The 20244-nt window shown below is 40.4% G+C and carries 16 protein-coding genes; 8 read left to right on the top strand and 8 right to left on the bottom strand.

Translation table 11 applies throughout. The features are described 5' to 3' along the window. The first annotated feature begins 12 nt into the window (after positions 1-12). Together J8L98_RS08550 and J8L98_RS08545 are read left to right on the top strand one after the other, a co-directional pair. Positions 13-1851, top strand: a complete 1839-nt coding sequence (locus tag J8L98_RS08550; RefSeq protein WP_210996089.1) for a DEAD/DEAH box helicase — start codon at positions 13-15, stop codon at positions 1849-1851. A gap of 169 nt (positions 1852-2020) precedes the next feature. Further along, positions 2021-3223 carry an iron-containing alcohol dehydrogenase gene (locus tag J8L98_RS08545; RefSeq protein ID WP_210996088.1) on the top strand — a complete coding sequence of 401 codons (1203 nt, stop codon included), beginning with the start codon at positions 2021-2023 and terminating at the stop codon, positions 3221-3223. On the opposite strand, the gene J8L98_RS08540 is transcribed toward J8L98_RS08545, so the two are convergent. Next, complete coding sequence (locus tag J8L98_RS08540) at positions 3207-5237, bottom strand: methyl-accepting chemotaxis protein (RefSeq protein ID WP_210996087.1); 2031 nt, start codon at positions 5235-5237, stop codon at positions 3207-3209. The genes J8L98_RS08545 and J8L98_RS08540 overlap by 17 nt on opposite strands. Before the next feature lie 230 nt (positions 5238-5467). On the opposite strand from J8L98_RS08540, the gene J8L98_RS08535 reads away from it, so the two are divergent. Continuing rightward, the gene (locus J8L98_RS08535) at positions 5468-5932 is read left to right on the top strand and encodes a pyridoxamine 5'-phosphate oxidase family protein (RefSeq protein WP_210996086.1); all 465 of its coding nucleotides are present in this window, start codon (positions 5468-5470) and stop codon (positions 5930-5932) included. A gap of 37 nt (positions 5933-5969) precedes the next feature. After that, on the top strand, positions 5970-6467 hold the full coding sequence (locus J8L98_RS08530) for an AAA family ATPase (RefSeq protein WP_210996085.1): 498 nt from the start codon (positions 5970-5972) through the stop codon (positions 6465-6467). Positions 6468-7317: 850 nt separating this feature from the next. Here the strand turns inward: J8L98_RS08530 and J8L98_RS08525 are convergent. Beyond that, complete coding sequence (locus J8L98_RS08525) at positions 7318-7974, bottom strand: GNAT family N-acetyltransferase (RefSeq protein WP_192506708.1); 657 nt, start codon at positions 7972-7974, stop codon at positions 7318-7320. Positions 7975-8300: 326 nt separating this feature from the next. On the opposite strand from J8L98_RS08525, the gene J8L98_RS08520 reads away from it, so the two are divergent. Both J8L98_RS08520 and J8L98_RS08515 read left to right on the top strand, forming a co-directional pair. Continuing rightward, positions 8301-8564, top strand: a complete 264-nt coding sequence (locus J8L98_RS08520; protein WP_192506707.1) for a hypothetical protein — start codon at positions 8301-8303, stop codon at positions 8562-8564. Between the two features lie 2 nt (positions 8565-8566). After that, the gene (locus J8L98_RS08515; RefSeq protein ID WP_210996084.1) at positions 8567-9340 is read left to right on the top strand and encodes a Zn-ribbon-containing protein; all 774 of its coding nucleotides are present in this window, start codon (positions 8567-8569) and stop codon (positions 9338-9340) included. 2 nt (positions 9341-9342) lie between these two features. On the opposite strand, the gene syd is transcribed toward J8L98_RS08515, so the two are convergent. After that, positions 9343-9879, bottom strand: coding sequence for a SecY-interacting protein (syd, locus tag J8L98_RS08510; protein WP_318782596.1), 537 nt, complete (start codon positions 9877-9879; stop codon positions 9343-9345). 63 nt (positions 9880-9942) lie between these two features. On the opposite strand from syd, the gene queF reads away from it, so the two are divergent. Beyond that, on the top strand, positions 9943-10788 hold the full coding sequence (gene queF / locus J8L98_RS08505) for an NADPH-dependent 7-cyano-7-deazaguanine reductase QueF (protein ID WP_192506704.1): 846 nt from the start codon (positions 9943-9945) through the stop codon (positions 10786-10788). Here the strand turns inward: queF and J8L98_RS08500 are convergent. From J8L98_RS08500 to J8L98_RS08485, 4 genes are read right to left on the bottom strand one after another with little or no spacing between them, the layout of a single operon-like run. Then, on the bottom strand, positions 10775-11662 hold the full coding sequence (locus J8L98_RS08500; protein ID WP_210996083.1) for a peptidylprolyl isomerase: 888 nt from the start codon (positions 11660-11662) through the stop codon (positions 10775-10777). The two genes, queF and J8L98_RS08500, sit on opposite strands and share 14 nt — an antisense overlap. 5 nt (positions 11663-11667) lie before the next feature. After that, positions 11668-12495 carry a transporter substrate-binding domain-containing protein gene (locus J8L98_RS08495; RefSeq protein ID WP_210996082.1) on the bottom strand — a complete coding sequence of 276 codons (828 nt, stop codon included), beginning with the start codon at positions 12493-12495 and terminating at the stop codon, positions 11668-11670. Next, positions 12495-16190 carry a translocation/assembly module TamB domain-containing protein gene (locus tag J8L98_RS08490; RefSeq protein ID WP_210996081.1) on the bottom strand — a complete coding sequence of 1232 codons (3696 nt, stop codon included), beginning with the start codon at positions 16188-16190 and terminating at the stop codon, positions 12495-12497. The genes J8L98_RS08495 and J8L98_RS08490 overlap by 1 nt, the downstream gene beginning before the upstream one ends. Next, positions 16190-17923, bottom strand: a complete 1734-nt coding sequence (locus J8L98_RS08485; protein ID WP_210996080.1) for an autotransporter assembly complex family protein — start codon at positions 17921-17923, stop codon at positions 16190-16192. Before J8L98_RS08485 ends, J8L98_RS08490 begins: the two co-directional genes overlap by 1 nt. A gap of 163 nt (positions 17924-18086) precedes the next feature. On the opposite strand from J8L98_RS08485, the gene J8L98_RS08480 reads away from it, so the two are divergent. Continuing rightward, positions 18087-18416, top strand: a complete 330-nt coding sequence (locus J8L98_RS08480; RefSeq protein ID WP_192506699.1) for a ribonuclease E inhibitor RraB — start codon at positions 18087-18089, stop codon at positions 18414-18416. Positions 18417-18460: 44 nt separating this feature from the next. Here the strand turns inward: J8L98_RS08480 and J8L98_RS08475 are convergent, their stop codons facing one another. Beyond that, positions 18461-20227: a DEAD/DEAH box helicase gene (locus J8L98_RS08475; RefSeq protein ID WP_348771898.1), complete on the bottom strand. Its 1767-nt coding sequence runs from the start codon at positions 20225-20227 to the stop codon at positions 18461-18463. Positions 20228-20244 lie beyond the last annotated feature (17 nt).

Raw genomic sequence — 20244 nt, 5'->3', positions numbered from 1 at the left:
TGAGGCGCATTAATGTCAGAACCAGTTACGTTTAAATCTTTAGATCTTTCTCCTGCAATTTTAAAAGCAGTCGAAGAGCAAGGATATAAGACACCATCTGAGATCCAAGCTCAATGTATACCGTTATTGCTAGAAAGAAAGGACGTACTGGGACTAGCGCAGACGGGTACAGGTAAAACTGCAGCATTTGCATTACCATTATTAAACAATATTGACCCGGCTACGAAACAGCCACAAATTTTGGTGTTAACACCAACTCGCGAACTAGCCATTCAGGTGGCTGAAGCGTTTGAACAATATGCTAAATTTACCAAAGGTGTTGAAGTACTCGCACTTTATGGTGGTCAAAGCTATGGTATCCAACTAAGTGCTTTACGCCGTGGTGCACAAATTATTGTTGCTACGCCAGGCCGCTTAATTGACCATATTAACCGTAAAACAATCAACTTATCTGATCTTAAAGCGTTAGTATTAGATGAAGCTGATGAAATGTTACGCATGGGCTTTATCGATGATGTAGAAAACATCATGGAAAAGACACCTGAAAACAAGCAAACTTGTTTGTTCTCAGCAACAATGCCTAAGCAAATACAATCTATCTGTTCTAAGTACTTAGATAATGCTGAGCAAGTTCATATCTCAGCTCGCAACTCGACAGTATCATCTGTAGAGCAGGTTTTTTGGCGTGCAAGCGTACACAAAAACAAAGCGATTGTTCGCTTTTTAGAAGCTGAACAGTATGAAGGTGCAATTGTTTTCGTTCGTACTCGTAACGATACAGTTCAACTTGCTGAGCTACTTGAGCAACAAGGTTTTTCTGCTGCACCACTTAATGGTGACATGAACCAACAAGCGCGTGAGCGCACTGTTGAGCGCCTTAAGAGTGGCTTACTAGACATCGTTATCGCAACAGACGTTGCTGCTCGTGGTCTGGATGTAGATCGCTTAAGCTTAGTTATCAACTACGATATTCCACAAGACAGTGAAGCTTATGTTCACCGTATTGGCCGTACAGGTCGTGCTGGTCGTACAGGTAAAGCCATCTTATTTGTGAAACATAATGAGCGTTACTTACTACGTAACATCATGAAACACACCAAATCAGAAATTGCAGAAGTTGAATTGCCAAGTGCACAAGTCGTTGAAGAAAAGCGCATCGCTGCACTTCAAACTAAGCTAACGAATGCGCTTGAACATAAAGATATTAACTTCTTCAATGAAGTTGCCGCAGGACTTGCAGAAAAGCTTGAACTTTCTCAAGAAGACCTTGCTGGTGCAATGCTTTGCTTGGCACAACAACAAACACCTCTGAAAGTTGAAGATATTAAAATTCAACAGCGTGAGCGTCGTGACCGTGATGACCGTCGTGACAACCGTCGTGGCGAACGTAATGACCGTCAAGGTCGTGAACGCAATGGTCAAGGCCGTGAACGTAATGGTCAAGGTCGTGAGCGCTCAGAACGTGGTCCTCGTAATAGCAGTCAAGGCCCTATGGATACGTACCGTATCGAAGTAGGTCGTGATCATGGTGTTCAGGTTAAGAACATTGTTGGTGCCATTGCGAACGAAGCAGATATCTCTAGCAAGTTTATTGGTGATATCCGTTTATTTAACGAGCACAGCACCGTGCAGTTACCTCAAAACATGCCAAGTGATGTATTGAACCACTTCAATAACGTTGTTATTTGTAAACGTCCTATGAAGTTGACTAAGAGCACACACAGTGCTGACCAAGGTGGTTCTGAGCGTCGTAATGACCGTGGTGGTGACCGTAAGCGCCCAAGTGCTGATAAACGCGCCCCTCGCCGTGACAGTGAAAATAAAGAACGTCGTTCTGTTAGCTTTAGCTAATAATATTCACTTCGATAAAAAGTCGCTTTCATAGCGGCTTTTTTGTTTCTTCTCCCCATGCCCATGATAACTTTCTAATATATCTCATTACCTTCGAAAATCTTACCAGCCTAGCACTCAGCGTACTTTATGCTACAGTTAGGGCTGTTATTTTTTGGGCTAAAGAATTATGCTTGCGATATACCGAGCTTATCATTTCATTTTAAAGTGTATTGTCATATTTATCGGCATACCTAACCCATTGCTGCATCGTAATAGAGACGGCCTCACTACCGCGATAAGCGCACTCAAACTTAAAAAAAGTAGTAATGTATTACTTGTAACGGATCAAACATTACACCAACTTGACATAACCAAAACGATTATCACAGCCCTCCATAATCAACATCTTAATGTAACTATATATAACCAAGTTTTACCAAACCCCACGATTGAGAATGTTGAAACAGGTTTTACGCTATATCGACATAACAGATGCCAAGCAATCATTAGTGTTGGTGGGGGATCCGTGATTGATTGTGCCAAGTTAATAGGTGCTAAAGTGGCAAGGCCAACAACGCATGTTAAAAAATTCAAAGGATTATTTAAAGTATTGAAGCGCCTACCGCCCAATATTGCAATTCCAACAACGGCCGGTACCGGTTCAGAAACAACCGTTGCGGCGGTCGTTAATGACCCACTCACTCGTACCAAGTATGCAGCCACCGATTTTGCTCTTGTTCCCCATCATGCGGTTATGCTGCCAGAACTGACGATTAGTTTGCCTCCTCACATAACGGCTACAACAGCTATGGACGCATTAACACACGCAATTGAAGCATTGTTAAGCATAAACTGTATGTCGTTCAGCGAGCAACGTGCATTGGCAGCCTGTGCACTCATATTTGAAAACTTACCAAAAGCATATACCAGCCCTAACAATATTGATGCTCGAGCATCTCTTCTTGAAGCTTCATTTTATGCGGGCCAAGCATTTACTAGAACGTCTGTTGGCTATGTTCATGCTATTTCCCATCAACTGAGCGCATGCTATAACACACCACATGGTTTGGCCAATGCTGTATTACTCGTTCCTGTACTTGAGTGGTATGGCCCTCGCGTACAACGACAATTGGCCCAAATAGCGAGGTACTGTCAACTAACATCAATTGACTACCCGATTGAACGTCAAGCAGAAGACACGCTAACAAAAATAAAACAATTATTGGCGTATTGTCAGATCCAAAGTTGTTTTACCGAAATAAATATACTCGACATTGAAAAACTCACAAGAAGTGCGCTTGCAGAAGCTCACCCTGATTACCCCGTACCATTTTTCATGGAAGCTGATGAATGTGAGGGTATTATAAAGCAAGTCACTGCGACAACTTAAAGCGCTCAATTAACTTAATGATAGAACTAGCAAATTGACTTAATGATTCACTATTTTTAGCCATATGCTGCATCTCATCTGCGTTTTCTTTTGCCGTACCCTGCGCTTCACTCATCACAACTTCTATCTTCTGGCAATCCGTTGCTTGATTTAACGCCGCATCCGTTACGCGAGTGCTCATATCCACGACTTCTGTTAATGCCAACTCAATCTCAACGCTTGCAGCCGATAAAGCCTCACTTTGCTCTACACTGACCCCAACTTCTTTGCGCCCTTGTATAATCACTTGCAATGCTGTTTCTGTATCTTGCTGCAAAGTATCAATCATCTGGTTGATCTCTGTCGTTGATGATTGCGTTCGAGATGCTAACGTGCGAACCTCATCTGCAACGACTGCAAACCCACGGCCTTGCTCGCCAGCACGGGCTGCTTCAATTGCCGCATTTAATGCCAATAAATTAGTCTGCTCTGCAATCGATACTATGGTATCTAAAATGCTTCCTATATTTTGACTATGCTCAGATAAGCGTTCCATCACAGTTACCGCATCACGCATTTTTTCACTTAAAGCAGTCATATGCTGCTTGTTATTGTTCGCTATGAGACTTACTCGCGTGCCTTGTTCATTTGCCGTTCGAATACCCGTTAAGCTTGAATTTGATTCATCGCTGACCAATTGCGCACTGTTTGAAATAGAGCTGCTTAACTCAGCAGCATTATCCATCCGCTGCATTTGTGTCATCGCATTACCGGCAATCAAATTACTCCTAACTTGAGAAGATTCAGACAAAACTTCAAGTTCATGAACTTCTGACTTGATAGCCTCCAGTAAACCTTTTAAGTTATTTTTAACGGTGTTTATATTATCTATTAGCGCTCCAAATTCATCATCTTGTCGTTTTTTAACTTCTCTAGAGAAGTCTCCATCGGCTAAATACCCCAGCATTTTATTCACAGCAGCCAAAGGCCCTAGCATCGCCTTTGTCGTGTATATGGCAATAAACACAGCCAAACTTACAAATACCCCAGCTAACAACAAGGTCACTCTTTGCGCTTGCTCTATTTTTTCCTGCGCTATGTTCTCATAAAAAATAAACTGGGATTTTGCCGCCATTTGCAATTGCTTTAACGATTGTTGTGCCAACTCCATCGACTTTTCAGCATCAGCGTAAACATTTAACACATTATCTTGCGACGATAACTTTGATTGAAGCGTTTGATAGATACTTTGAGGGCCATCAAGTAACACGGTAAAATGCTGTTGAGCTTGAATAAATTCACTAAACTGTGTTTGCGTATTTAATCCGGTTGCTTGTCGCTGCAGAAATCGAAAATTATCTTCCATATTACCCAATAGAAAACGCATATCATCCTGATGCTGAGCAAGGTTGACAAGTGATAATGCCAAAATACCTTGGGCATTATTGCTCAATGTAAATAACATATCATCAATCCGAATACCGGTGCCTACAACCTCATCTCGCAGCTTAACGTTATCAGTTTCAATCAACTCTAAATCAAGCATAGCGCTACTGGCTTGCTCATAACTTTGTTGCAATTGAGAAAACTGGCTATGATACTCGGTGAGCTGTGCTATTACAGTTAACTTTGCCTTAAATAAAGCATTTCCGTGTTGTTCTAGTAATGAAATTTGTTCAATTGCTGCTTGAATAGGTTGACTAAACTCTGTCCGGCCCTGTGTGAGAGTTTGCAATTCATGCTTTTTTGCTTGGTATGTATCCATATACATTACAAATATTTTTTTAGAACGATTTAACGCCGCTACGTCGTTTTGTGAAAAAGCTTGTGTAATAAGTTTACTGAGCATTACTTGCTGCAACCGCAATTCATCCGCGATATGTAAGATTGGAACCGCCACCGATTTAACCTCGATATTCGCAGCCGATATTTGCCTTAAAGCCACGTATGCAAGCGCACTCGCCACTACCAGTAATAGCCCAAGGCCTGAAAAGCCCGAAATAATCTTCTGTTTTATCGATAACTGTTTAAACATGGTTTAATTGTGCTTTAAGCAACACCCTTTGTAAAAATTTAAGCCCCACTAGGGACTAATATCCCACAAATGATTTAACATTAGAATAATTACTTTATTTATCACGCCGCTGTACGTCTCATAAATATCAATAATAGTTTTCCCACATACACAAAAAGTGGCACACACTCAGCATTCATACAACTTTTTGTGATAATTTAACCCTCTATTTTTTCTAATTAGGAAACCAGATGCGTGAACAAGTATTAAAGGAAGCAAAATCACTATTACGTGTCAGTACAATGGGTGTGCTTTCAACACATTCTCATACCATGAAGGGCTATCCGTTTGGCTCAACAGTACAATTCATAAACAGTGACGCTAATCAGGCTTATCTGTTTATTAGCGATATTGCCCAACATGCAAAAAACCTTTCGCATAACAGTGCATTGTCGTTAACTGTTTTTGATCAAAAAAGCCAAGATGATCCGGAGAATTCTAGGTTAACTCTCATTGGTGACGCAACCAAATTACCTAGATGTGAAAGCATAATACTCATACAGCAATTTATCGAAAAATACCCGTCGGCCAGTCAATATATGGACTTAGCTGATTTCCATATCTGGCAAGTTGACGTTACTCGCGTTCGATTTATATCTGGATTTGGTAAAATATTTTGGCTTGAACATGATGAGTGGCAGGCTTACTGCGCATAGCAAAACCAAGGTATGTACAAATATTATAGGAGTCGTTTTGCTTTATATTTTTTCAGGTTTACCAGGTACAGGAAAGTCGACCTTATCACAGTTTTTAGCTCAATATCTTAATGCAACCTATTTTCGAATTGATTCAATCGAGCAAACGATGCGCAACACCAAGATTGAAAACCTCTATGATCATGGCTATCACATTGCTTTTCAATTAGCTAAAGATAATTTAAACATCGGTCAAACCGTGATAGCTGATTCAACTAACCCTATTTACGCTTCCAGAGTCGCCTGGTGGCAAGTAGCTCAAACATGCCGTGTTCCTCATCGCGATATTGAAGTAATTTGCTCCGATTTAAAACAGCATCGTCAACGCGTCGAATCTAGACAAAGTGACATCCCTCACCTTAAACTTCCGACTTGGGACAATGTATGTCAACGAGAATATGAAGTATGGCACAGTCAACGCATCATCATTGATACTGCAAATAAGACGCCTGAACAGTCTAAGAAAGATTTATTACTTGCCTTACAACTCACATAGATAATCTGTCTGCAAGAATCCCTTTCTTCACATAGATGAAATTCAGAAAATTTTAATTTAAAACAATAAATTACTGTGTATTCGTATTATTTTGATAAACAAAAAATCATGTAACAACTAACTCTCAAGCGAGTACCAGATTGATCGGTAAAACTCAGTATCAACATGTTTAAAGGAAGGGCTGGTTAGATACTAAAGGTTACAAAAAACTAAGGCGCAACCAGTGTGCGCCCTAATCTGACCACATCCATGCTAGGTATCCGATACCTTGCGTGAAGCCATCCTATTCATCATCCCCTGAACGGGTATACATCCTGAAAACCCGATCATCATCCTTGTCTTCATCCTAAAACACTTCCTGTGCTCCCTTTGCCATCTTGGCTGTCCTCTTCCCGCTAATCCATCGGGTGTTCCTTGCGCTCCTTGCGCACTCCTACCTATCCTTATTGCGCATATCCCATACGCACCGCCACCTTGGCATCCTCTACACCTAATCCTTCTAGCGCTCCATTAACACATCCTGTGTTAGTCCTTCCTTTTTATAGCTCCGCTATAATCTCACATCCTATGAGTTCCTAAACCTTCAATCCTTGTTCCCTTTGCTCCTTGCAAATCAAAACCAAATATCCTTATTCTTACAATCCTTTCAAGTAGCTGCTGCCACTTCGCCTTCCTGACATGACTAAGTTTACGCTTACATCACCAAACGAAAAGGCTAAAAAAGTAATATTTTTGCATACTTTTTTTTGAAATAATCAACAACTCTATTTAAAACAACAATGTAGAATGATAATCATTGTTAATAACCCTGTTACAAAACACTTTTACCTACATCCATGTGAGAAAAGTCCTACAAGCCATCTTCCATTATGTCCGTCGTTTTTGCTTTAAACATAAGCTCACCACTTACCTTGTTAAACTCTAACGTTTTTATTTGCTGATACCCATGACCTAAAAAAAATGCTTTTTGTTCTACATTGGTCACAAAAACTGCCATACCTGAAGATGCTTCATTGCTCAGTACTAAGTCATCTAAGCCTGAGAGCAAATAATGTCCTAACCCTTGACCTTGTATATGCGGGTCAACAGCAATAAATGCTAAAAAGTAATAATGACCATACTCGTCAAGTGAAGCGCGAATAGTATCTTCTTTTTCAATCAGCTGTTGAGTTTGTAAGTACCCTGCACTCATCATTAACTTTAGTCTCCAATGCCAATAACGAGATGCTTGAAGATCACTTTTCGCTTCGAAAATACACGCAACTGCAACCAAGCGGTCAGCCTCAAATAAACCAATCATTGGTTGACGTCCTTGACCAAAGCTGGCCAACTCTTCTCTTATCAATGCCCTTAATTTAGCTTCATAATCCAGCTCTTTCTTCGACTCTAGCATCGTTCTTAATATAGAATCATCATGGTAAGCTTGGTATAATAGACTTGCGGCAACGCGCGTATCTTCTGGTGTTAGGTATTTTACCGCTAATTGGTCTTGTTGTAGAACTTGCATATCATACCTTCTTTATTTTTATCTGGTTGAGGTAACTGAAAGGTAACGCTATACCCAATATAGTTTCAGAGTATTTTTTAGGCAAATATTGACGCGATTCATGATACATCGTTAGGGACCACCTCTTAATTTTTTTAGGTTAGCAGACGAAATCAACACAAACGGTCTGCAACCTTAAGTACACCGCCTTAAACAATTAAATGAGTAATAACACATTGTTCATAACAATGTGTTATTACTGCAATACCAGCTGAGTTGACGCTTTGTATAATTGTGCTGAGAATAGATAAATTGTGGTATCATTCCCTTTTATTCGGGAGACAATCATGCATAGTGCTGTACTTCATGCGATTACATCTTTACTCAATGAAGGTAAAACCCCCACAGTAGCGCTAACAAAAGCAAGGTTATCTGAGCCTGTCGCTATGCCACTCATCATTGCTGGAATTACAGCATATAAAAATAACCCTAAATGCATTAATGAAGTAACTCACACAAAGCAAAATGACACAGTTCAGTCAAATGATAATCAACTTGACCGTATTGAAAAAAAGCTTGATTTACTCCTGTCCCTTTTAGAAAAGAACTAATTATGTTTGTTGCTGATTTAACATTTGATTGTTACCAAGACACCACTTTAGATAATGCAGAACAAGCGATTAACCGCTTAGTAAATGCCCTGCGCTTTAATGGACAAATTATTGGGGACGAATTCCCTACAGTCCTAAAAGATGGTTATTTCATTACGCGTGTTATGTGTCCATTAGAAGATTCACTGCACCCTTTGCACCACAGCCCTTTTGTTAAACATGCCATTGAGCAGTTGCAGCAAGCGGGGTTACTTGCTCCAAAAGTCAAAATTATTGGCCAAGATATTCACGCTAATGGCGCTGATATATGCCAATCTCCTTCTAGTTATATTCTCTATACCACTTATGTTCATACATGTAGCCCATTATACTGTGGTGACGATTTTCTCCCTGTTCCGCTATATAAGATCCCAGCGATTGCCAATGGCGATTATAAAGCACTGATTAAATGGCAAGAAGATTGGCAGGCATGTGATCAAATTCAAATTAATGGCGCGACGCGCTGTGAATTTCCCGCTTTAACTGAAATATCGAGTCCAGACAGTGATTTATTCCGTCGAGGCATGGACTTGTCAAAACGAATTCGTCATTTAACGCAAAAGAACGTCTATTACTATTTATATCGTGTCGGCGGTGAAAGTCTCGAAACGGAAAAAAACCGAAAATGCCCCTCTTGCGATAACGAATGGGCACTGCCTGAACCTTGGTTTGGCATTTTTGATTTCAGATGTGAACAGTGCCAACTCGTATCTAATATCTCTTGGGATTTCCAGTAAAATTAATAGGATAAGCCTTGCAGAAGCTCTTCTAGCGAGGCTGCTAGCACATGATGGGGCTCTTTGCCGACATACTCAAGGCATACTTCTCCCGTATTCAATTTTACTGTAATTAGCAAATCATCCTGTTCTGTTAAGCCAATAAATATAGTATCGGTTTGCTTGAGCTTTCGCTTCATCAACACATGACCGGTAATATTTTGTTGCAGCCTTTGAAAGTCATCATGATTCCACGCCTGCAGCAATTCAATTTGATGACCTTCAAATTGCGCTACCACATTACCCGCATAAAATTGGCTGTAAAATATATTTAATTGCTCTGGGAACTGGCACTCTAATGCTAGCGCTAAGGCATTTAAATTATGTTCCTCTGCCACAGGCTTTGCCTGCCACTGGATTTGCCCATCAGCCATTGGTTCACCCACTTCACACTCACTAGGCCATGTTTTATCATAATACATACAGGGTAACGTCTCATGTTTGCTTTGATATGCCTGCGCGTAGTCTTTATGTACTTGCGTTAAAATCTGCTTTATCACCTTACTGCCAACTATTATTCGATAGGTTATAATGAGCCTCATTGTAACCACAAATGGTGAAACATGACAGATTACGCCAATGCCCCAGAACTAAAAGCCTCTGTATTAGGTAAAACAACAAATTATGCACAGCAATATGACCCAAGTTTGCTCCACCCAATCGCACGCAAGTTAAATAGAGATCAAATCTCAGTTGACGAAGCCGCTCTACCATTTTTCGGTGAAGATACTTGGACTGGATATGAACTCTCATGGCTCAATGAAAAAGGGAAGCCACAAGTTGCGGTCGCAACGTTTACATTTCCCTGCCAAAGCAGTCACATTGTTGAATCTAAATCTTTTAAGCTATATTTAAATAGCTTTAATCAATCTAAATTTGTAGATCATAAAACGGTATCTGAAACATTAGAAAAAGACTTATCAATCGTCACAAACTCTGACGTACAGGTTATGCTATATACCGCCGATGAGCACGCTTGCATACCTTTTACACCAATGCCCGGACTGTGTATTGACAGCTTAGACATCGAGGTCACACATTATAGCCCTCTTTCTGGTTTACTTAAACGCGCATCAAATGACATCATTTCAGAAACATTACATAGTCATTTATTAAAATCGAACTGCTTAATTACCTCGCAACCTGACTGGGCCTCCATTATTATTGAATACACGGGCGTAGCTTTATGTCATGAATCATTATTACGCTATCTAATCTCTTTTAGGAGCCACAACGAGTTTCACGAGCAATGTGTAGAGCGCATTTATTGTGAACTCCAGCGTACATTTAACTTTGAAAAGCTTGCTGTTTATGCGCGTTATACTCGTCGCGGTGGGTTAGATATCAACCCTTTCCGCTCCAGTGAACAAAACGAAACGCCGTATAATATTAGAACTAACCGCCAGTAATTTTTTCAATTGGTACACTGATAGAGCACACATCGGCATAATTTGGCCGCTCAATAAACCATGTTTCAGGGCGGCTTTTTCTAGCTTCAATCAATGCGTTAAATTCAATATGCTCAGTATTAAACACTCTGAATTTTGAGGTGTCTTCACTTTGAATATCGCTTAATACTCTCGCTTTAGTAATTAAATTAAATGCCTGCCCCACTGCGGGATTTCGCATTAATCGATAAACATGCTCCATGCCATCAAGCACCCGACCGAATACCGAAATATTACGATCTAAATAACGTGTCGGAGCCAAAGTTATATAAAACTCTGTACCGCCACTATCCACATCATTCTCACGAGCCATAGCAAAAACGCCTGTGCAGTGCGTTTGCCAAGTGTGTTTTCCGTCAGCGGACTGAGCTACTGCAAAGCCATTTAAAAAGCCAGTAACTGGTGCATAACCATCTATCATTCTTAGTGAAGTAATGGGTAATCTAGCTTGGCTTGTTAAATAAAACTCCGCAGGCAATGACTTTTCGGCAAACTTCAATCGCTTTGTGCCTTTTTGATCTCCTCCTTGTGCGACAAACCCTTCCACAAAGCGGTAGATGTTCAAGCCGTCATAAAACTGCTCTCGAACCAGTTTTTTCATATTCAGTACATGCACAGGTGCAAGCTGAGTATTGAGTTCAATATACACAGCACCTGTTGCCAGTTCAAACTTGATGATATTCTCACTCTCTACAGTACGCCATGCGTCAGAAGGTGCATTCTCGACAATCTCATGAGGCGCACGCTGTACAATAGTCGATGCGTTACTCATAGTCGCAATCATACTCATAGAGAGAGTAATGAACGCAATACAGTCCTTTTTTATAGACAACATATCACTTAACTTCCTTTATTATTTTTATACCAATAGATGGGGTTACTTAAAGGCGCACTTGGTGGGAGCAATGGATTAATAAGATCGATCTGTTTGCGAGAAGAAAAATTAGCATCTTGAAGCTGCTCGGCAAAATAACGATTGAACAAAATATCAAATTGCCCATCAGCTTGTGCTGCTTCCAAACCCATCTTCAGTTTTTGATGCAATTCAGTGTCTGTTTTAGCAACAAAAAAGTATACGGCTGATGGATAATAATAAATATGATAGGGGTCAATCTGAATTCCTGATTCTGTGTCTAAATACACACCGTTCAATACATCCATTGGCAAAACATCAAATCGTCCAGAGCGCAGCATTTCATACGCATTTCCCTCTCTTGGATATGAGACTACTTTTAAATTATTTTTCCTAAAAATATCCAAATCTGGCCAATCATCCCGCAACCCAAAATGGAGTCCATAAAAATCGCCAATGGTGTTTAGTTTTTTCATCCGTGCTACATCTGACTTTCGGATCAAGCCTAATCGGTAACCCAACACCCCTTTCACTAAGGGTATTCGAATCGCTCGAGCGAGTTTTTCCCTCTTTGAAGAGGTCACAGACCAAAATACATCAATACCATTGTCTTTACCAAGTAACCTTATTGCCCGTTTTTGGGTGGGAATATCATTCACAAACTCTAATTGCACACCCTCCTCATCATAAGATAAGGCCAGTTTCAATAATGCTTGGATATATGGATCAGCCCCGACTGTAATTCGCACTGTGGTCTTCGCATGCGCAAGGCCAATAGATAAAAATAATGCCATTACTACTAATACAAACCGCATTACTCACCTCTATCAAATTTATACAGCAAGTCTATACTATCGTATAAACCACTCGTTGCCTCAATATACATTTTAGAAAACACACGATAACGCACCGCTATTTCACTTAAAGAGTCAAAAACACCAACGCGATAACTCACTTGCACATTGGGAGCGATATACCCAGAAACTTCAACCTGAGTATCATCCCCACTGCCTTTTGCTGTTAGGCTAACATCTTCAAACCCGAGCTTCTTACCTGTTTTTGCCACAAAACCTTCACTTCGATCTATACTTTTCGACAATAAAAACTGCGTCAACATGGCACTATTACTGCTCTCGCCAGACCCTAACGGCTCTCCATTTAATAAGTACTCTAACGCTTTTGCTTGATCCATCGATGGCTCAGAAAAAATTGTTAATGTGGGGTTGTTAATATTCCCTGTGAGCTCTACACCCGCTTTTACCCTATCTGCCGTCACTTCAGGGTTACGAATAGCGCTAATATTTAAATAAGGTTTATCCAATGCACCATTAAATCCGATTTGTCCTGTTTCAATGAGTAGGTCCTGTCCAAATGCTCGGTATTTGCCTTCTTGCAATTCCATTTCCCCAGTTGCTAACAAGGGGCTAGCAGGTTCTTTTGTCAGCATAATCTCACCGGAAATATAGCTATCAAGGCCAAGTGCGACAACTCGAAAATCATCAAGTACTTTCACTGTAACATCTAAATCGTAATCGAATGGAACCAAATTTTCTTGTTCACGTTGATCCCCCACAATATATTGGTCTTCGGATGTTTTGATCACGCCTTTTGGTAGTTGTGCAACCTCAACTCGACCATAAGGTAAAACGAGCTCACCTTTCACATGTGCTTTGCGATTCGCAAAATTAACATTCAGCAATGGGGATAAGCTCACCTCAATACCCGGTTGAGGTGAAATTAAAAATTCTTTACCTGTTGCACTAATATCTGCGGCAAATGCTTCGTACCATTCTAGATTTCCTGAAATATCTAAGTGACCACCATGCACTGCATTTAGTTGCCCTGCTAAATTAGCTTGATGCTCTGCTAAAGAAATGACTAAACTAGATTGATGCAATGCGACGGGACTCATTGGACTGGCCATTTCAAATTCCGATAACCGTATTTCTCCTCCCATTTTTGGGTTATCTAAACTACCTAACAACGTGACATTTCCCGTCATAGCCCCTGAGAGTGAAACCGGTTGCATCATTATTTGACTCAGTAATGGCGTGAATGGTGTAAGCTGTAATTCTTTAATTTTTAATTTTGCACGAGTCGAACTTCGGTCCGTCGTCGCCATCGTAATATCGCCAAGTAGTTGGCCAAACAATGAAGAATCAATGTGCCAATCTAGCGCGACCTGGTGCTTGTCACTATGCAAAGATGCATGCAGCAATTCAATAGGAAGCTGAGTATGATACTCTCCGCTAGGTGTTATTAGCTGCATATTTTTAACTGCTAACTTGCCATCTGCTCGGTGTAATTCATCAGCTTGCCAGTTCACCTCAAGCATGCCGTTTGCCTGTCCAGTTAAAGCCCATTCACCGACCAGTGAATTAAGATCTGCTAATTGAAATTGCGAAAATGACAAAGCTGCTCGCCCACTTCTATTACCATGACCTTCTTGTTTAGCCTGCATGCATACTTTGCTTTGCTTAATAACCCAACAGTGTGGCATGACGAAGCTCGCTTCTGTCGATAAAACAATACCCGTCGGCTCCGCCAACATAATAGGGAGCCCTTGATAGTTTAACTCGGCGGTAGCAAGTTCAGCTTCCCAACGCGCACTTTTCAATGAGCCATTGAGCTCGATATCGGTCTGAATAGACCCTTGAGAGTGCACTGTTAGCGTATGCTTTTGCCTATTTCCATCAACAGTTAGCGCAATATTATCAAATTTTTCTTCCTCGGTAACAAGCTCTGCCACACTCACCTTTATCGCACCTTGCCATTGTTGAGCTAAGTTGATTTCACCGAATATATTGGCATTATTCAATTCAAATTGCTGATGACTTATCCGCGTAGCATCACTGTTCAAAAAAATATGTGGGCTTTTATGTGTACCTAGCACTCGTAATGTGCCGTGCATTACAGCGTCTACTGGCAAGAGCTTATCGCGTGTATGGTCAAGATTAAACAGCCCATCTAATTCAACCTGTTCTGCCAATGTCCCTTGTAAATTGAATACACTTTTTCCATAACGTAAAGAAAGTTCATCAATAGAACCATAACCATGCTCATTAACTTTTAACTTAATATCCGCTTTAAGCGCTTTTTCCTGAACGATACCTGTGAGAGATAGCTGCTGTACAAACAGCTCCCAAGCGTTATTTTTTTGCATAATTTGGGTTTTAAACTCACCGCTCAACTGTGTATTTATATCATCAATAAACACCCCTAACGGCAACGCCTTAAGGCTCCCCCGGATATCAATCATCAGCTCATTGTGCCATTGAACTTTTGCGCTCACATTAGCTTGCGCCTGCTCTATCTGCAATTGAGCTTCTGAGATATCGATATGACCCATAGACCCTGTTAGCTGGACCTTACTTTCAATGCTCCCCAGTAGAGATGCACTGGCTTTACCATTTAAGTCGATAACATATTGTTGTGCATTCCCAGTGCCAGCTAAATAAATACGGCCAGCAGACACATCTCCAACTAATTCTAACGGTGTTATGAAATCGCTTTGTTGCTCAATCACCCCATTAATTTTAAATGGCCAATTTAATGTCGTCATGTCAACTTGGCTATTTACTTTACTGGCGACTCCTCCTTGAGTTGTCACCCCTATATTCAAGTCGTTCAAACTCCCGTTAGTTTGAAGAGACAACAAACCATGTGGGGATGTTAACGTGGTAAAGCTACTAATGTTCCACTGTTCTTCTGTATCCAAGTTGATATTTGAGCGTAAAACGAACTGCTGATAAGCCAAGGTCATATCACGTAACAGTACTGCTGTGCCGTGCAATTTGCCCGATAACGCAATATCAGAAAGAACATGTTGCTGACTGCTTTTCTCTATCACCACATTATCGATGTTAAGTTGTGTGATCTTAACCGCCATTGGTATAAATAGTTCAAATACTTTAAACACAGGCAAAGCCGTCATTTTCGGCTCATCTCTTGGCGCTGACTGCTCAGGTAATATTGCCGAAACATTATTCAAATGCAAAACATGTACTTTCAGGGTATTATTAATCCAATCCGCGACAAGATGGGTATCTGTTAACAGCACCTTTGCTTCTGGCGTTGTGACTGATAATTTTTTAATTGAAAGCAATTCTAATACGATATCAACAGGTGCCGAAATTTGCTCCCTCGCTTCAACGTTTATGGACTCCCGCGTCGATTTATTTTCAGTGCCACTCAGTTTCTGGTTATGTAACGTCATATCCAGTTGTTGTGCTACAACAGACACACAGACCGTTGCGCAACTAAACCATGACAATTCTATGTTTACATTCTTGCCTTCAAAATCAAACTGCTGTGTTTGATAATCTATATTAATATCACCACCAGAGAATATGCGTCTATTGACAACACTCACTTCAAGCCCCGGCACTAATTTGCTTACACTCGCCAATAACAAGTGGTTACCTGGTACAGTAAAGAAAATACTGACGACAATTACGATGAGTACTGCGCACGTATACGAAAAACGGTATTTTTTAAATTTATTCAACATTAAATTTCTGGGCCTATTACTATACTCAAGCGGGTGCTTTTACTATCTTTACTCAATCCCCAAGCATGGTCTAATCTGATCGGCCCTACGGGTGTTAGATACCGCAGACCAAAACCGGCACCAACAGACCATTTTTTTAAAGGGCCATTTGCGACAGCACCAGCATCTACAAATATTGCGGTGCGCCAATTAGGCAAAAACTGATAATTGTATTCTGCTGTCGTGGTTACCCTATACTTGCCACCAATCAGGGTACCGTCATCTTCTCTTGGGCCGATACTTTGATATGCAAAGCCACGTACACTCTGGTCTCCACCTGCAAAATATCGCATATTAAACGGAACTGCTTTGATGTCATCAACCAAAATTCCACCCACATCAATGCGACCATAAAATAGATGCTTTGTATCATAATTTCGTAGCCACGCATTGTTCCAATTTAACTTAAGTAATGAAGTAGATGAAATGACTGAATCGCTGGCAACCTCAATAGAAAATAATTGCTCATTACCCCAGTATGGTAACGCTCCACCCTGAGATTGTTTCTTAGCATAACTCACCCCTGGAATAAGCATTTCAGTTTCGAGCAGCTCGGTGTTTTGTTGTTTAGTCGTTTCATGCTCTCGCTTGATAAAAGCAGTGCGCACCCACCCATGTTCAGTTAACCATTGACGCTGAAGCTGAATATTCCAAATAATCGTTTCTACTTTATCGTTAATTTCATCTTGACGCTGATAACCACCTAAAACCCGCCAAATGTCATCATTTGGGTTGCCCACTGGAATAGTATAACTAGCTGTAATATCTTGTAATTGCTGCGATAATGATAAGTTACTCTCTACGAAATGACCATCTTCACTGATCCAAGGCTTAGACCACTTAAACCTTGCTCTCGCGCCTAAGTCAGTGCTATAACCTCCGCCTACTTCAAAGCTATTTCCCGGTTTTTCGTGCACATCAATACGTATCGGTACTAATCCATTGTGACGACTTTTTAATAAAGGATAAACTTTGACCGACGAAAAGTACGGTGTTGCATTCAGTGATAAGTTGAAATCTGACAACAAGTGAGTACGATATTCTGAATTGCGCTTAAAAGGTGATAAATTACGAATATATTGTTCCGCTTTAGGTGCGCCGCTCACCTTAATATCACCAAAGCGATATCGAACCCCTGTATTGATATGTAAAATCACATTCGCTTGTCTACGCGCTTTATCTATTTGCAATCGGCTTTGAGCCCATTTAAAGTCAAAATAGCCACGTTGTAACAATGTGCTTTCTAGCTGCGCTTTGGTTTGCTGGTATTCATCGTGCCTTACAGCAGCGCCATTTTTCAAAGGAACCGTTGAGACTAGCTTTTGAATAACAGGGTCTCGCTCAGCATCGTCCCCAATTATGCTTATCTCTATATCATGCCAGTACAACCGTTTTTTAAGGTTTATTGTCACCAACAAGGTTTGCTTTTCATCAATCAATTGCAACTTAATTTCACTAAAGTAGTAACCTAACGCCTGTAACGCTGTTTCAACTTCTTTTCGCGCAAGCGTATAATCTGCAACACCAAATGGCCGCGCTAGAAAAGGCTGTAAAAAACCCGTAACATTTTCTTCTACAGCTTGGTCAACCCCTTTAATATTCAGAGTCTGCAGTTGTGTGCCACTTTGCGCATTAGTCGCATTCCCCCACAAAGCATTAATCACCAAAAAACAAACAAGTAACTGCTTTAACACTTAATGTAGTTCCATCGTTATGACCAAAAAGTAATACTATCATACGATAGATCAACCCCCTATGAACAATATCGCATTGTCTCTGTGAAAATTTACAGATCCCTCTTTTTATTTTATAACGGATCACCGACAATATAGATAATTAGTTAAAGTGGATAAAAACATGCAATTTCCGGACGATGATAATGGCCAACTGCTCAGTGAAATCGCTGAAGCCGGTATAGATTTAACACAATTTCATAACGTCGATTTTTTCATCTTATTTGAGCAAAAACTTCAAGCTGATAAATTTGCTCAAGTTATTGCCAATGATGAACTCAGCCCCACAACGCAGTTACAACAATGTCCAGATACTGGTATTTGGGAAGTTGTGACATCAGTAAAAATGGTGCCAGTTCATGAATTATTAGGTCAAACAGAGCAATATATCGAAAGTATCGCCAATGCCCACGAAGGTTATGGTGACGGTTGGGGTATTATGGCACCAGAATAAACATAGCGGGATGCAAGGATGCAGCCAACACAACATTTGATGCGCTATGATTTATCAGCTTTTCTATAACCCCCTTCATAATCAAAGATTTTTTCACTGACTTGCCAGCCATATTTCTTATGCTGTTTTGCAATAACAAAGTCTGGGGCTAATAACTCATTACCTGCAGCCACAACCTCTTCTGCATAACTCCAGTTAACTTGAGAATGGCATCCTTTAACACGTCGACTATAGTGTCGATGAAATACATAGCGACTTTTTTTATTAGAAAAATCATAAACTTCATCACAACAAGCACCATCCTCATCATAATAGCTTACTTTTATTAGTTGCTCTTTGAGTTGAATAACAGATAAACCTGAGCAACGCAGCACCAGCGCGTTTTTTAAATTGAGTGCAGCACGTAACTTATCATCAGGATCAGCCATTACAGCACCACACTGGTTGCATTGACGCGCAGCTATATCATTCTCCGCGCCACAGCTATCACACTCCTTAAACCTAAAGCGGAAATCACATTGTTGCTGTGACTGTCCATCATCCAATAGCCCCTGGCAACGACGTCCATAATGCTCGATCAGCTTGCCACCGTCATCCACTTTCCCCCAAAAAACATTCGCAAAGCCACAACCAGGGCACAGAACTTGGACAGGCTCACTGTCTGGGTTTGGTCTCTTTGAGCCGACTTCTGGGTGATAAAGGTTAAAATCATTTCCTGCATAATCCAACACAATACAATCTTGCTTATTATCTGCAAGCCTAAGCCCTCGTCCTATTATCTGCTGGTATAAACTAACGGACTCCGTTGGCCTTAAAATAGCAATTAAGTCAACATGTGGCGCATCAAAACCCGTAGTTAATACAGAAACATTGATTAGATATTTAATTTTCTTGTTTTTAAATTCTTTTATTATCTCATCACGGGTTGTGTTCTTTGTGTCACCAATAATTAACTTCGTATTATTTTCTGGTAAATAACCTGTAATTTCTTTCGCATGCATAACCGTTGCAGCGAATATCATCACCCCTTGGCGATTTTGACTACTTTCAATTATATGGCTAATTATACTTTTTGTGGCACGCGTTTGAGCTGATAGTAATTTATTCATATCTGATTCAGCATAACCACCAAGTGCATTTGTATTTAAAGCTGAAAAATCATAGTTTGCTGATGCTGGATCAATTTCATTTGGAGGCGTTAAATACCCATTTTGAATCATGTAGCGTAACGGTAGTTCATATATACATCGTTTAAAAGGTGAGTTTTTTGCACCGCGAATAAATCCGTGATAATGCTGATAATATATCCAACCCATTCCTAAACGATATGGTGTTGCTGTTAACCCCAGCACTTTTAAATCCGTATTAAAGCGTTTAATTTGCTGGATCACCTGTTGATATTGGCTGTCATCACTTTCACTTACGCGATGACATTCATCAATAATTATCAATGAATAAAAATCTTGTAATAAGTCTAAGTTTTTTGCAATCGACTGAATACTCGCAAATGTAACTTGCTTTTCAAGTGACTTCTTTTTTAGTCCAGCAGAGAATATACTCGCTTGCAGATCTAAGCTCATATATTTCTCAGCATTTTGTTGTACCAGCTCTTTAACATGGGCTAAAACGAGAATTTTATGTTTTGCTAATCGTGCAAGTTCCGCAATCACTAAACTCTTACCCGCACCCGTAGGCAAAACAATTACTGCAGCATCATTACATTTCTTAAAGTGGGATATAGTATTATTAACAGCGTCTTGTTGGTAAGGCCTAAGCGTGTAAATGGTACCTCCTAGCAGCTTAGATGCCACAAAAATAAACGCTCGCT

The sequence above is a fragment of the Pseudoalteromonas sp. MMG013 genome, from assembly GCF_018100885.1.
GTDB classification, from domain to species: Bacteria; Pseudomonadota; Gammaproteobacteria; order Enterobacterales; family Alteromonadaceae; genus Pseudoalteromonas; species Pseudoalteromonas aurantia.
This window is presented reverse-complemented; position numbering and strand designations above follow the sequence as displayed.